The organism is Arthrobacter sp. 01T414 (assembly GCF_056398965.1).
In genome coordinates this window covers 545161-559607 of the sequence record NZ_JBFTQK010000001.1, presented here as the reverse complement: position 1 = coordinate 559607, position 14447 = coordinate 545161, and the positions used below count along the sequence as shown (strand labels likewise).

At 68.4% G+C, this 14447-nt stretch carries 13 protein-coding genes; 3 read left to right on the top strand and 10 right to left on the bottom strand.

Annotated features, from left to right (window positions below):
* Positions 1–45 precede the first annotated feature (45 nt).
* Complete coding sequence (locus AC1DK9_RS02590; RefSeq protein ID WP_476914922.1) at positions 46–1476, bottom strand: aminobutyraldehyde dehydrogenase; 1431 nt, start codon at positions 1474–1476, stop codon at positions 46–48.
* A gap of 160 nt (positions 1477–1636) precedes the next feature.
* Here AC1DK9_RS02590 and AC1DK9_RS02585 point away from each other — a divergent pair, with 160 nt between their 5' ends.
* Positions 1637–3079 carry a PucR family transcriptional regulator gene (locus tag AC1DK9_RS02585; protein ID WP_476914921.1) on the top strand — a complete coding sequence of 481 codons (1443 nt, stop codon included), beginning with the start codon at positions 1637–1639 and terminating at the stop codon, positions 3077–3079.
* Between the two features lie 119 nt (positions 3080–3198).
* On the opposite strand, the gene AC1DK9_RS02580 is transcribed toward AC1DK9_RS02585, so the two are convergent.
* Positions 3199–3735 carry a hypothetical protein gene (locus tag AC1DK9_RS02580; RefSeq protein WP_476914920.1) on the bottom strand — a complete coding sequence of 179 codons (537 nt, stop codon included), beginning with the start codon at positions 3733–3735 and terminating at the stop codon, positions 3199–3201.
* Between the two features lie 199 nt (positions 3736–3934).
* On the opposite strand from AC1DK9_RS02580, the gene AC1DK9_RS02575 reads away from it, so the two are divergent.
* On the top strand, positions 3935–4801 hold the full coding sequence (locus tag AC1DK9_RS02575) for a DUF1206 domain-containing protein (RefSeq protein WP_476914919.1): 867 nt from the start codon (positions 3935–3937) through the stop codon (positions 4799–4801).
* Between the two features lie 127 nt (positions 4802–4928).
* Positions 4929–5510 carry a hypothetical protein gene (locus tag AC1DK9_RS02570; protein WP_476914918.1) on the top strand — a complete coding sequence of 194 codons (582 nt, stop codon included), beginning with the start codon at positions 4929–4931 and terminating at the stop codon, positions 5508–5510.
* A gap of 22 nt (positions 5511–5532) precedes the next feature.
* Here the strand turns inward: AC1DK9_RS02570 and AC1DK9_RS02565 are convergent, their stop codons facing one another.
* The 8 genes from AC1DK9_RS02565 to AC1DK9_RS02530 form a co-directional block, all read right to left on the bottom strand.
* Positions 5533–6522 (bottom strand): DNA topoisomerase IB, encoded by a 990-nt coding sequence (locus tag AC1DK9_RS02565; RefSeq protein ID WP_476862465.1) that lies wholly within the window; start codon positions 6520–6522, stop codon positions 5533–5535.
* A 92-nt stretch (positions 6523–6614) separates the two neighbouring features.
* The gene (locus AC1DK9_RS02560) at positions 6615–8069 is read right to left on the bottom strand and encodes an FAD-dependent oxidoreductase (RefSeq protein WP_476914917.1); all 1455 of its coding nucleotides are present in this window, start codon (positions 8067–8069) and stop codon (positions 6615–6617) included.
* Between the two features lie 106 nt (positions 8070–8175).
* Positions 8176–9453, bottom strand: coding sequence for a uroporphyrinogen-III C-methyltransferase (gene cobA / locus AC1DK9_RS02555; RefSeq protein WP_476914916.1), 1278 nt, complete (start codon positions 9451–9453; stop codon positions 8176–8178).
* Between the two features lie 249 nt (positions 9454–9702).
* Positions 9703–9999, bottom strand: coding sequence for a putative quinol monooxygenase (locus tag AC1DK9_RS02550; protein WP_476862468.1), 297 nt, complete (start codon positions 9997–9999; stop codon positions 9703–9705).
* Positions 10000–10194: 195 nt separating this feature from the next.
* Entirely contained in the window at positions 10195–11133 is a 939-nt protein-coding gene (locus tag AC1DK9_RS02545; RefSeq protein ID WP_476862469.1) for an ABC transporter permease, read from the bottom strand.
* Entirely contained in the window at positions 11123–11848 is a 726-nt protein-coding gene (locus AC1DK9_RS02540) for an ABC transporter ATP-binding protein (RefSeq protein ID WP_476862470.1), read from the bottom strand. Before AC1DK9_RS02540 ends, AC1DK9_RS02545 begins: the two co-directional genes overlap by 11 nt.
* A gap of 38 nt (positions 11849–11886) precedes the next feature.
* Positions 11887–13056: an ABC transporter substrate-binding protein gene (locus AC1DK9_RS02535; RefSeq protein ID WP_476914915.1), complete on the bottom strand. Its 1170-nt coding sequence runs from the start codon at positions 13054–13056 to the stop codon at positions 11887–11889.
* 223 nt (positions 13057–13279) lie between these two features.
* Entirely contained in the window at positions 13280–14446 is a 1167-nt protein-coding gene (locus tag AC1DK9_RS02530; RefSeq protein WP_476862472.1) for an RtcB family protein, read from the bottom strand.
* Between the last annotated feature and the right edge of the window lies 1 nt (position 14447).

Here is a 14447-nt window from a genome sequence, read left to right as displayed (position 1 = left end):
TAAACGTGGGAGGGGCGGCGAAGCCGGATCAGTTACGCGACAGCGTTATGCATCCAATGCGCTCATGACGTGCTTGATGCGGGTGTAGTCCTCGACGCCGTACATCGAGAGGTCCTTGCCGTAGCCGGACTGCTTGAACCCGCCGTGCGGCATTTCGGCGGTGAGCAGGATGTGGGTGTTGATCCAGACGGCGCCGAAGTCCAGGTCCCGGCTGAGCCGCATGGCCGTGCCGTGGTCCGTGGTCCAGACGCTGGAGGCCAGCGCGTAGTCGACGTCGTTGGCCAGCTCAACGGCCTCGGCCTCGGTGCTGAACTTCTGCACCGTGATGACGGGGCCGAAGGTTTCCTTCTGCACGATGTCATCGCTCTGCTTGGCGCCGGTGATGATGGTGGGCTCGAAGAAGAAGCCCTTCTCCCCCGCGCGGTGGCCGCCGGTCTCGATCTTGCAGTTCTCCGGCAGGTGCTCGACGACGGAGGTGACCGCGTTGAAGTGGTTGACGTTGTTCAGCGGGCCGAAGTAGTTGTCTTCGTCGTTCTGTGAGCCCGTGTGCAGCGTCTTGGTGTGTTCCACCATGGCGGCCACGACGTCGTCGTGCACGGAGTCCTCAACCAGGACCCGGGTGATCGCCGTGCAGTCCTGGCCGGCGTTGAAGAAGGCGAACTCGGCGATGGCCGCGGCGCTCTTCTTGATGTCCGCATCCTTGAACACGATCGCGGGTGCCTTGCCGCCCAGTTCCAGGTGTGCACGCTTCAGGCCCTTGGCGGCGCCGGAGGCGACAGCGATGCCGGCCCGGACGGAGCCGGTGATGGACACGAGGCCGGGGACCTTGTGCTCCACCATCAGCGCGCCGGTTTCACCGGTACCGAGGACCACGTTGAGCACGCCTGCCGGGAAAATCTCGCCGGCCAGGCGGGCCAGGACCAGGGTCGATTCCGGTGTGGTGTCCGAAGGCTTGAGCACCACGGTGTTGCCGGCCGCGAGGGCGGGGCCGATCTTCCAGATGGCCATCAGGAAGGGGTAGTTCCACGGGGCGACCTGGGCGACGACGCCGATCGGTTCGCGGCGCACGTAGGAGGTGTGGCCCTCGAAGTACTCGCCGGCGGACTTGCCTTCCAGGATCCGGGCGGCTCCGGCGAAGAAGCGCAGCTGGTCGGCTCCGGCGGCAATTTCCTCGGAGGCGATCAGGGAGCGGACCTGGCCGGTGTTGCGGTGCTGGGCCTCGACGAGTTCGTCGCTGTTGGCCTCGACGGCGTCGGCGAGCTTGAGGAGCATCAGCTGGCGCTGGCCGGGGGTGACGTGCTTCCAGCTGGCGAAGGCGTCCTTCGCGGCGGCCATGGCGGCGTCGACGTCGGCCTGCACCGAAACCGGCGACTTGGCCACGACTTCCCCGTTGGTGGGGTTGACGACGTCCAGCAGGGCGGTGCCGGCGGGGGTGACGAACTCGCCGTTGATGAAGTTCTGCAAGGTTTGAACCACGGTGTACAACCTCTTTCGTGCTGGCCTCAAAAAGGCAGGGATGAGGGGATCTGCGACTGCTCCGAGCCTATGCCAGGCGCGCAAGGCAGGGAATAGGCAGCTGCACACCGAAGTCGAAGCCCTTTAGTGCGGTTGACCAGCCCCCGGCTATCCTGATTCCATGGCAATTTCACTGGCGGCCCTGCTGGGGGTTCCGTCCCTCAAGCTGACGAAATCGGGCCTCGCCGAGACCACCTGGCACCAGGATATCCACTGGGTGGCGGTGACGGAGCAGGAGGACCCGCAGCGCTTCCTGAACGGCGGGGAACTGGTCCTGACCACGGGGATGCGGCTGCGGACCGCCCCCGATCAGCGCCGCTTTGTCCGCCAGGTCCAGCGCGCCGGGGCGGTGGGCATTGGTTTCGGGGTGGGATTGACGCACGAGTCGGTGCCGCCGGCCCTGATCGCCGAGGCCAACCGCTGGGGCCTGCCGGTGGTGGAGGTGCCCTACGAGACACCCTTCATCGCGATCGGCAAGCTTGTGGCCGACGCCCAGTCCGCGGACCACTACGCCAAACTGGAGCGCCTGATCGCCGGGCACCAGGTCCTGGCCCGCGCCCTGCTGACCGGCGGTGGCCTCGCCGAGCTGCTCAAGCACCTCGGCTCGATGCTGCGCACCGAGATTGTCCTGACGCAGTTCACCGCGCAGCTCTACAACAGCGCCGCGGGCAGCCCCTCCCCCACGGCGGACGGCTGGGCCTCCTACCCGATCCCCACCGGCCGGCGGGACGCGTGCACGCTCTGGGTGCGTCACCCATTCGAGGATTCGGGCATCGTCGGCTATGCGCAGAACCTGATCAGCGTGGAGCTCAACAACATGGTCAAGCAGCGCCAGGCCCAGCGCGCCCTGGCCGGGCAGGTGCTTGAGGACGTGATCCACGGGACGCTCGAAACCACCGAGGCCACCCGGCGTCTCGCCGGCATCGGCGTCAACAGCACCCGCAAGAACGTCGTCCTGCTGGCGGAATCGGCGGCCCACGCGAAGCAGTTGGGCAGTTCCTCGCTGCCGCAGCCGCTGGCGACGGCGGTGACCGCCGTCGTCGGCAAGGACCTGGTGGTGCTGGTCCACGACGACGGCAGCGGCGCCAGCGCCCTGGCGCGCAGCCTCAGCGACCACCTCGCCGAGGCGGGGATCCACGCGACGATCGGCATCGGCGGGGCGTATACCAAACCGAACGGCCTGCGCTGGAGCTACTTCGAGGCCCGCGACGCGGCGAGCCACGGGCTGCCCGTCAACGAGCCGGAGCGGCTGAGCCTGACGTCGCTGCTGCTGGCCAGCGAGGACGTTCCGCTGGCGGATATGGCGAACGAGTCGCTGAACCCGCTTCGCAACTTCGACGCCGCCCACGGCGCCGAACTGATGACCACGCTCGAGAGCTACCTGAGCAACAACGGCTCGGTCGCCGCCGTGGCCGAAGAGCTCACCCTGCACCGCAACACGGTGCGCTACAGGTTGGCCCAAATCACCGAGCTGACCGGCTACGACCCGGCCCAGACCGCGGACCGGGTACAGCTCTGGCTGGCGCTGGCCGTGCAGCGGCTCAGCGCCCGGCACCCGCGCTGACGCAGCCCCGCCGGCCCTGGCAACGCGTTGGCGCACCCCGACAATAGGCGCCCGGACAACAGGAAGGCCACATCGCGCCCATCCGGGGACGGTCGCGATGTGGCCAGTAGTGCCCCGGACTAGCGGGAGAGGCCCTTGAAGACGTTCTTGGGCCGCTGCATCTCGCCGTGCTTGGCGCCGAGGACGATAACCCAGCCGGCGAAGACCGGGATGGCCCACTGCAGGACCTTCAGCTGCTGCTGCGCCGAGCGGAGTTCCTCCGAGGCGCCGGGCTTGGGCTCGGTGGCACCCTTGGCTCCTTCAGCGGCGAGCTTGTCCACCTTTGCGCCCTGCAGGCCGGCGTACAGTGTCACGGCGGCACCGGCCAGGGTGACGACGGACTTGTAGATGCTCAGCCGGGTAACTCCGTCCTGCTTGGCCATCCGGCCCTTGTTCTCCCACATGATGGCGAGGCCGGAAAGGAAGTGCGCGCCGAAGGCGGCCGTCTGGTAGGGGGCCCACTTCTTCCAGCCAAGGCTGGACAAGCGGGTGCGCTCGGCGGGATCCTTGGCCTCCGCCGTCGCGCCGTTCAGCCCGATGGCGCCCATCAGCGAACCGCCGAACCAGGCGCCGGCGGTCAGGTCGTGGATGGATCGGGCAACAAGATTACCTGCCATGGTGAGCTTCCTATCGTGTGAATTCGAATCCGAAAATGATGCGGCCACATGCGACGCCGCACCCCCGATATAGTAAGCACACTTACCAACAACTTGGTAGCCCCCGGTTTCGGGCCGGCGCACGCCGGACCGAACTTCCGGACCGAACTTCCGGACCGAACTTCCGGACCAGCGGCCCGTTACGCGTAAGCTCGAAGCAATGGAAGAAGTCAGCGGGGAGCTCCCCCACAGGCAGCTTGGGCCGCCGCCGGAGGCCGTCATCGGCGATGCGGCGGATGCCGCCGAGGCCGCCTCCAACAGCAGGCTGCTCGACGTCGTCGCGCGCTGGGGATTCGCCGTGATGGCCGTGCTCCACATCCTGATCGGCGCAATCGCCGTCGCACTGGTTCTGGGCGCGCCGGGCCAGGCCGAGCCCACCGGCGCGATCGAGCAGCTCGCGGCCAACCCCTGGGGTCCGGCCGTGCTCTGGGCCTGCTGCGTTGGCTGCGCCGGGTTGGCCCTCTGGCAGCTGAGTGAAGCGACCCTGCGGGCGCGGCACCTGCCGCGCGGCGAACGGCTGGGCAAGCTGGTCTCCTCGGGCTTCCTGGCCATCGCCTACGGCAGTATCGGCTTCACCTTCGCCAGCTTCGCGCTGGGCTTCCGGAGTGACTCCGGCGATTCCACCGCCGCGTTCAGCGAGGCCCTGATGAACCGCCCGCTCGGCGGGCCGCTGCTGATCGGGCTGGGCCTCACCGTGGGCGGAATCGGCGTGTACTTTGTGGTCAAAGGCCTCGGAAAGAAGTTCAAGGAAGAACTGGCGCACTTCGAAGGCACGCACCGGGGCCACCTGGTCAGCGTCCTGGGGGTTGCCGGCCATGTGGCCAAGGGCCTGGCGCTGGTGCTGACCGGCCTGCTGTTCGTCATCGCCGCAGCCACCGACGACCCGCGTTCGTCCACCGGGCTGGACGGCAGCCTCAAGGCGCTTCAGCACCACCCCTTCGGGCCGTACCTGCTGTTGGCCATCGGAGCCGGCTTCATCGCGTACGGCGTCTTTGCGTTGCTCCGTGCGCGGTTCGGGCGCATGTAGGGTCCCTTTCCGTCCTTGTTGCCGGGAGGGACCGGGGATATCGTTTTAGCTAGGCCCGGAACCGCGTTTCCTGCCCTTCCGGGCGGCGCCGTCCGCGAGCGGCGGATCGGCTTGTCGAGGTCAGGCCATGAGCTACGTCCCAGTCAGCAGGCGCACCATCCGGCGCCATCGTGAATCCGAGCGGTCCACCCGCCGCCTGGTGGTCGTGTTGTCAACGGTGGCGGCTGCCGCGTGGCTGCTGTCGGTCACGATGTCCACTGCGGTCCGGGTCGGCGGCTACGAACACGACATCGCCGTCGTCCTGCACGTCGTGTCCCTTGTGGTGTCCTTCGGCGCCATCCTCCTGGTCGACTGGCACGGGTTCCTGTGGCTCCTTGGCCGCCGCAAGCTGGCCGAAACCATCCGGCTCGACGGCGCAGCCACCCCGCTGATCTGGGCGGGCCTCGCCGGCCTGCTGGCGACCGGGGTGTTCCTGAACCCGCATCTGAACAACCCGATGACGGACGTCAAACTCGCCGCCGTGCTGGTGCTCAGCCTGAACGGCATCATGCTCATTCCGCTGATGCGACGGCTGGTCCATCTGCCGCCGGACACCCCCTTCCAGGGACTGACCGTAGGCCAGCGCGTCCACCTGCTGGTGTGCCTGGTCATCTCGCAGGCGTGCTGGTGGACGGCGATCATCATCGGATTCATCAACGCCGAGTTCTGACCGGCGGGCGGCGGGCAGACCCTCAGCGCAGCGGGACGACAGCGCCCTCCTGGTAGAGCAGTGCGCGGATTTCCGATTCGGCGGAATCCAGCCGCTTCGGGTCGATCGTTTCCCCGGCCGCGAAGTGATCCAGCAGGCGCGGATCCACGTAGCTCTTCCGGGCGATCGACGGCGTGTTGCCGAGCACCGCGGCGGCGTCGACCATGGCTCGACTGACGGCGCGTTTCCGGGCGGAGACCTTGGTCTGGGGTCCGCTGCGGGCCAGGCTCACGGCCGCTGCGACGGTGCCGCGCAGGGTCCGGAAGTCCTTCGCGGTGAAGTCCCCGCCGGTGCGTTCCTTGACGTAGTCATTGATCTCGGAACTGGTGACCGGGTGCCAGCTGCGGCCGTTCTTGTAGGCCAGCAGGCGGGCGTTCCCGCCGCGGCGCTTGAGCGAACGGACGACGTCGGCCAGGTCGGCGTCGTCGATCCTGGACTCCCAGTTCTTGCCGCTCTTGGCCGGGAAGCTGAGGCGGAGTTCGTCCTTGCGCACCTTCACATGGGCGCAGAGCAGGGTGGCGAGGCCGTGGCTGCCGTTTTCGTTGGTGTACCGTTCGGAGCCCACGCGCAGGGAGCCGCTGTCGAGCATCCGGAAGGCGGCGGCGAGGACCCGCTCCCGGGTGAGCCCCTCGGAGCGCAGGTCCAGGGTCACGAGCCGGCGCGCGCTCGGCAGGGTTTCCGCGAGCTGGAGGGAACGGTCGAACTTCAGCCGGTCCTTCCGCTCCCGCCAGCTGGGGTGGTAGATGTACTGGCGGCGGCCAACGGCATCGACCCCGGTGGCCTGGATGTGGCCGTTCTCGTAGGGCGCGATCCAGACGTCGGTCCAGGCCGGCGGGATGCCGATACTTTCCAGCCGCTCCCGCACCGGCCCGGCCGGCAGGGTGGAGCCGTCAAGGTCCTTGTAGCTGAACCCCGTCCCGGCGGGAACCCGGCGGTACCCGCGGCCGGACGCGTTGCTGTGACGGAGCCTCATCGGCGGGATCCTGGGTGGCTGGCGGTGTCCATAACGGTAAGCCTACTGACTACCCGTCGGGAATGCCGCCTATCGGGAACAACGCGGGGCGCTCAGACCTCCGCTGCGACGCCGCCGCGGGAGATTTCCACCATGTCCTCGCGCGGGACCACCTTGATGCGTTCACGCTGGACACTGCCAGGAGCCGCGCTCGCCTGGGCGCCGAGGGACCGTTCGTGTGCGTCCAGGGCGAGCCAGCCTTCCCAGCTGGTGTACTGCACGCCGCGGTCTTCCAGCAGTCCGACGATCGCCTCCGGGGCGGGCGCCGCGGCCAACGGAAGGGATTCGCGGTCCTCCAGCAGGTAGGTCACGGTTTCCAGCGCGTCGCCCTTGGTGTGGCCGATCAGGCCGACCGGGCCGCGCTTGATCCAGCCGGTGGCGTAGATGCCGGGCACGTGGGCGCCGGACGCGTCCAGGACACGGCCGCCGTCGTTCGGGACTACGCCCTTGCTGTGGTCGAACTCGACCTCGGGGAGGGCGGAACCGAAGTAGCCGATGGCGCGGTAGACGGCCTGGACCGGGTAGTCGATGAACTCGCCGGTGCCGCGGGCGTTGCCCGTGCCGTCCAGTTCGGTGCGCTCGAACTTGATGCCGGCCACCTTGCCCGGCGTCGCGGCGCCGTCGTACACCTCCACCGGGCTGTGCAGGAAGTGCAGGTGCAGGCGGCGGGACGCGGTGAGCTCGGAAGGGTCCTCGGGCTGCTCGGCGATCCAGTTGGTGAGCGTGCCCACCATGGTCTTGGTCTGGTTGTTGCTCTGGATCTGGCGGTCCGATTCGGCGTCGAACTCGAAGTCCTCGGGGTAGAGGATGATGTCGACGTCCTTGGAGTGGGACAGTTCGCGCAGCTCCAGCGGGGTGAACTTCACCTGGGCGGGGCCGCGGCGGCCGAAGACGTGGACGTCGGTGACCGGCGAGTTCTTCAGCGCCTGGTACACGTTGTCCGGGATTTCGGAGACCAGCAGGTCGTCGGCATGCTTGGAGAGCATCCGGGCCACGTCCAGGGCCACGTTGCCGTTGCCGATCACGGCGATCTCCTTGGCCTCCAGCGGCCATTCACGGGACACGTCGGGGTGGCCGTCGTACCAGGAGACGAAGTCGGCCCCGCCGTAGGAGCCCTCGAGTTCAATGCCGGGGATGTTCAGGTCGGCGTCCTTGATGGCGCCGGTGGCGAAGATGACGGCGTCGTAGTGGGTGCGGAGGTCCTCCAGCGTGAGGTCCGTGCCGTAGTCCACGTTGCCGAAGAAGCGGATGTCGCCGCGGTCCAGGACCTTGTGCAGGGCGTTGACGATGCCTTTGATGCGCGGGTGGTCGGGGGCCACACCGTAGCGGATCAGGCCGTAGGGTGCCGGGTAGCGGTCGAAGAGGTCGATGCTGACGGTGAGCTCGCCGGTCTTGACGGCCTCGCTCTTGGTCAGGATGTCCGCGGCGTAGACGCCGGCAGGTCCGGAACCGACGACGGCGACGCGCAGCGGGCGGGCGGCGGTTCCTACGGTGGTGTTCGTTGACACGGCTGTGTTCCTTTGGGTCGTTCCGGCCCAACTGACTCGCAGTAGTTGTCGTTTTGAGGGCTCATAACGACAACTATTGCGAGCTAGTTGGGTGGTGCGGATGGTGCTAACGGGCGGGGACGCGCGGAGCGTTCGGGGACGTGGTGCTGTAGTCCGCGGTCTTGAAGTGCGACGGCGCGAACGGGCTGACCCGGACCACGTCGCCGATCACGATCACGGCAGGGTTCGCCACGCCTGCGGCCTCCGCTTGGTCCGCGATGGTTTCGAGCGTTCCGATGGTCACCCGCTGGTTAGGCAGGTATCCATTCTCTACGATGCCAACAGGTGTCCCGGCTGGCAAACCGGCGCGTCCCAGCGAGGCCGCGGATTCGCGCAGCTGCCCCACGCCCATGAGCAGGATCACAGTGTGGTCGGCTCGGGCGGGCACTTCGCTGAGCTCCTCGTGGCCGGTGACCACGCTGAAACCCTTGGCGAGGCCGCGGTGCGTGACCGGGATGCCGGCGGCGGCGGGGACGGAGATTGCCGAGGTCACGCCGGGAACGACTTCCACCTCGACGCCGTGCTGGCGGCAGAACTCGGCCTCTTCACCGCCGCGGCCAAGAACATACGGGTCGCCACCCTTGAGCCGGACCACGCGGTGGCCGGCGAGGGCCTCGTCCACGAGGATCCGGTTGATGTCGGATTGCGGGACCGGATGGTGGCCGGGGGTCTTGCCGACCTCGATCACACGGACATCCGGGGCAAGTTCGCCGAGCAGATCACGCGGGCCGAGCCGGTCAGCAACGACGACGTCGGCCTGGCCCAGGAGCCGCCGGCCGCGGACGGTGATCAGCCCGGCATCGCCCGGGCCGCCGCCCACGAGGGCCACCATGCCGGCGCCGGCGGCTGAATGTCTTGCCGGAACCCGGTGCCGGCGCAGCGGCAGGTCCCCGGCAGCGAGGGCGGTGGCGACGGCGTCGCGCAGCGCCATGGCGCGGCGCGGGTCTCCCCCGGCGTTGACGGCGATCTGGACGTCGTCGACGACCGCGACGGCGGGCGTCCAGGCGGCGGACGCCTCGTGGTCGGAGGCGTTGACGCACCAGATCCGCTGTGCCTCGGCGTCGGCGGCGACCTGCGCGTCCACGGCGGCGTCGCCGGTGGCGGTCTGGACGAACCAAGCCCCCTCGACGTCGGAGCTGCGGTAGGGCCGGGGCTGCCAACTCAGCAGCCCTGCCTCGGCCAGGTCGTTCAGGGCGGGGCAGGCTAGCGGCGCCACTACGGTGACTCGGGCGCCGGCGTCGAGCAGTCCCCGGGCGCGGCGTGCTGCGACGGGGCCGCCGCCGACCACCAGCACGGGCCGGCCGAGCAAGCGCAGGGCCGCGGGGTAGATGTCCTGGATTGCCATGCATCGACAGTAGGGTGGCGTCCGAGAGAGGGACAACGGTGCGGAAACACCAGTTCACGCAGGGTCACGGGGCGTAACCTGTGGCGTCGCGTGCGCTGTCCCGTTCCGCGGGCCGGGGTTCCGCCGTCCGGGGGCACTTTGGTCAGCGGAGCGGCCGTATCCGGCAGTAAGGTCGGCGTGTCCGTGTCAACATGCCCCCGTTCGGCCGGCGAACCTGGCAGAGGCTGGCTCGTTGGGGCTTGGCGCCCGCTATTTCACGGCGATAACTTCGACCAGTTTGATGTCGGGGTCCTTTGACAGCAGGGTGGGGCCGTGTTCGCCGAGGGCCGCGGGGATGGCACCGTTTAGATGCGCCTGGCGGGCTTCCTCCGTGTCAAAGGTGTCGAAGATGCCGAAGGTGTACTCGTTGACCCGGAAGGCATACCAGGTCCGTGTGCCGGGTTCCTTGAGCACAGCGTCGCGGGCTCCATTGAGGAAGTCCCAGACCTCTTGTTCTTTCCCCAGCTTTGCCTCGACCAGTGCCAGCACTCCAAATTTTGGCGCCACGGCTGCCTCCTTGGATTCGGGATGGATCGGCCGCAAACCGGCCTATAGCCGTGAGTGTAGGGACGGCGCCCCGGCGGAGCAAGGGGCTTGTGGCGCCAAGGCGATATGGCGGTTTTGGGCCGGCTGCGAAGTGACACCCGAAAGCCCGACGGCGATTTTCGCCGTCGGGCTTTCCCGTTCTGTAGGGCCGGGGATCTACCGGGTGCTGCCGGTGAGGAGTCCCCGGCGGCGGAGCAGACGCTTTTCGACCGGGCCGAAGACCAGCAGTTCCACCAGGATGCCGACGGCAAGGATCAGCAGGATCGCGGCCAGCACAATGGTCATGTCCGCTAGGTCGCGGCCCTGGTTCAGCATCGACCCGAGGCCGAAGCCCATGCTGCCGCCCACTGTGATGATTTCCGCGGCCATGAGCGAGCGCCAGGAGAAGGCCCAGCCCTGCTTGAGGCCGCCGAGGTAGCCCGGCAGTGCGGCCGGGAGGACGATCTGCAGCGCAAGCTGGAGGCGGGAGGCACCCAGGACCGCTCCGACCCGGCGGTACTGCGGCGGAATCTGGTCGACGCCGGAGATCAGGCCATTGATGATCGACGGGATGGCACCCATCAGCACGACGAAGTACACGGTGGCATCACTCAGGCCGAACCAGATGATGGCGGCCGGCACCCACGCCACCGACGGCAGCACCTGCAGCCCCGAAATCAGCGGCCCGAAAGCACGCCGGAGCGGGGCGACCTGGGCCAGCAGCAGCCCCACCGGCGTCGCGATGACCACACTGATCAGGAAGCCCGCGACGCCGCGCTGCAGCGAAGTCCAGACCGCTTCCTGCAGCTTGCCTTCTCCCCCGAGGGTCCCGAGCTGGCCGATCACGTCCAGTGGTCCGGGCACCAGGTCGCGGCGTTTGATGCCCAGGGAGACGTACACCTGCCACGCCACGATGAGCACGGCGAGCGCTGCGACCGGCAACAGGATCCGGCTCCAGTCGATGCGGGTCCTGCGGACGGCGTCGGACTGGAGCGAGTCAAGCCCGGCTTCGAGTTCGCGCAGATCGGCCGGGCTCGTCGAGGTCCGGGTCAGGGCGGCATGCACCTTGTGCGTCTCGGCCGGGGCTTCCGCGACGGGGGCTTGGCTATTTGGCATGACGGCGGATCTCCTCGCGTAGCCGGGCGGTGATGATGCCGGTCAGCTGGCCTGCCAGGCCGGCGTCGGTGCGGTGTTCCTCGGAGACCTGCCATTCCTGGACCACGCGGCCGGGCCGCGAGGAGAGCAGCAGCACGCGCTGGCCGAGCCGGACGGCCTCCCGGACGTTGTGCGTGACAAAGACGATCGTGCGGCCGGTTTCCTTCCAGATCCGTTCCAGCTCGTCGTGCAGCAGGTCGCGGGTGATCGCGTCCAGCGCGGCGAACGGTTCGTCCATGAGGAGCAGCTGCCGGTCCTGGGCCAGGGAACGGGCCAGGGACACGCGCTGGCGCATGCCGCCGGAAAGTTCGTGCGGGCGCTTCTCCCCCGCCCCGCCCAGGTGCACCAGGTCCAGCAGCCCCTCGGCCTGCACCCGGCGTTCGGCTTTGCCGACCCCACGCAGTTTGAGGGCGAGCTCCACGTTTTCCCGGGCGGTGAGCCAGGGGAAGAGGGCCGCGTCCTGGAACATGTTGGCCGCGCCGTCGCTGGGCACTTCCAGGGCGCCCGACGTCGGGGCTTCCAGCCCGGCGATGATGTTCAGCAGGGTGGACTTGCCGCAGCCGGACGCACCGAGCAGGGCGACAAACTCGCCCTGCCCGATGCTGGCGTTGACGCCGTCCAGCACCGGGGCGCCGGCGCCGAAGCGTTTCCCCAGGTTTTCCAGTACGACTGGCATGGTCACGTCCTAACTAGTGGTGGCAGAGCGGGCGGGAGTCAATCCTTGCCGAGCCCCCGCGCGGAGGTCTTCGTTCCGGACACCGAGTTGAGCGTGCTCAGGTCGAAGATGCCGTTGATATCCGCTTGTTTGGTGGTGCCGGCATCGACGCCGTCCTGGAGCAGTTTCTTGTATGTCCCGGCGAGCGGGTCGACGGTGAAGACGATGTTTTTCAGCGAGCGGGCGACGACGTCGTCCGGGAGCGCCGCACCGCCGGACTCCTTTAGCGCGGCGTTGAGGACCCCGGCCTTCTCGGTTGCGGAGGCGGCGGTCAGCCATTGCACGGACTCCGCATGACCCTTCAGCAGGGCCTTCACCGTGGCCGGATGTTGGGCGGCGAACTTCTTGTTGACGATCAGCACGGTGGTGGGGAACTCGCCGGGCTTGCCTGTGAGCGAACCATCCCAGAGGTCCTTCTCGTCCACCAGTACCTTCGCGCCGGCCTGGAGCACCAGCCGCGAGGCCCACGGCTCCGGAAGCCAGGCGCCGTCGAGCTTGCCGTCCTGAAACAGCTTCAGCGTCTGGGCGTTCTCGGTGGGGTTGATGGTCACGTCCCCACCGCCGCCAGGGGATGTGTTGAAGCCCTGCTTTCCGAGCCACGCGCGCAGTGCCACGTCTTGGGTACCGCCGAGCTGCGGGCTGGCGAGCGTCTTGCCCCTGAGTTCCGCCGGCAAGGTGATGTCCGGCCTAACCACCAGCTGAGCACCGCCCGCGGCTGCCCCGGCGATGATGTTGATCGATTCGCCTTTGCTCTTCACGAAGGAATTGATCGCCGGGTTCGGGCCGATGTAGCTCGCATCGATGGCGCCGGCGTTCAGCGCCTCGATCGCGGCGGGGCCGGCGTTGAAGACCTCGGTGGTGAGCTTGGTCTGGCCCAGCTCCTTGGCGATGAACCCTTTGCTTACCCCCACCAAGGCCGGGGCGTGGGTGATGTTGCCGAAGTAGCCGAGTTTGAGCTGCGCAGCGGCTGCGGTGGTGCCGGCGGCCGGTGCTGCCTCGGCGTCGTTGTCGCGGGGCACCGTCGAGGCGACGGCGGCGCCGGCTCCGATCAGCAGGGCCAGGGCGGCGGCGACGCTGATCTCGAGCGTGCGCTTGCGTTTCGGCTTGGCCGTTTCGCCGGCGACGATCCGGGTGGTGCCGGGGGTGGGCTTGTCGGGGGTGGATGACATGGAAGGATCCTGTTCGTGGAGGGTGCGGGTGGGCCGGGCGGTGGTCAGCGCCGGCGACATCGCCCCTGAAGCGCCCCGCGGGAGGGGCCGGTGAACCGTTCCGAAGTGGTCATGGACTCACCCTAGGGACGGCTGGGAACCGGGTTCAATGGTGCGGAAACCCGGGGTCACGCGGGTTCATGCAGCGTCACATGCGGGCCCTGGATTCGCTCCCCGCGGCGGGTCAGTCGCCTTTGACGTTGACGAGCTGCCGGAGCTTGTGCCGCACCCTGACGAGGTCCGCGGAGTCGCGCATCACCAGGTCGATCGGCTTGTACGCGGCGGGGATCTCGTCGATGAAGGCCTCCCTGGGCCGGAATTCGATGCCCTGCATGGCGGTCTTCAGCTGGGCGAGCGAAAACGCCTTCCGGGCCGCGGTGCGGGAGAACTCCCGGCCGGCGCCGTGCGGTGCGGAATTCAGCGACGCCGGGTTCCCCCGCCCGACGACGATGTAGGACGCCGTGCCCATGGACCCGGGAATCAGACCGGGATCGCCGGCCTGTGCCCTGATGGCGCCCTTGCGCGAGACCCAGACGGACTTGCCGTAGTGCGTTTCCTGCGCGGTGAAGTTGTGGTGGCAGTTGATCCGTTCGAGTTCCCGGACCGGCCCGCCGATCCAGGACTCGAACTGCTGCACCACCCGGTCCATCATTTCCTCGCGGTTCAACAAGGCGAACTGCTGCGCCCAGCGCAGTTCCCTGATGTAGCGCAGGAATTCGGGGGTGCCTTCCTCGAGGTAGGCGAGGTCCCGGTCCGGCAGGGCGATGTGCCGGCGCAGGGCGACGCTCCGGGCCTCCGCGATGTGGTGCTGGGCGATCTTGTTGCCCACCCCACGGGAGCCCGAATGCAGGAACAGCCAGACCGCGGCGTTCTCATCCACGCACACCTCGATGAAGTGGTTGCCCGAGCCCAGCGAGCCCAGCTGCAGCTCCCAGTTCGCCGCGTACCGTGCGGGGTCGAAGCCCGCCTTCGCCGCCAGCCGCCGCAGCTCTGCGAGCCGGGGGCCGGCCGTGGCGGAGATCCTGCGGTTGAAGTGGCCGGCGGACAAGGGTATGGCCCGCTCGATTGCCTGGCGCAGCCGCTGGAGGCCTTTGGGCAGGTCCTTGAACACGTACTGGGTGCGGACGGCGATCATGCCGCAGCCGATGTCCACTCCCACCGCGGCCGGGATGATGGCTCCCACCGTGGGGATTACGGAGCCCACTGTGGCGCCCTTGCCCAAGTGGGCGTCCGGCATCAGGGCAAGGTGAGGGTAGATGATGGGCAATTGGGACGTGGCGACGGCCTGCCTGCGGGTCTCTTCGTCCAGGATGGAGGCCCAGCTGAGGAGACGCCGGTTGATGGCTTCCAAC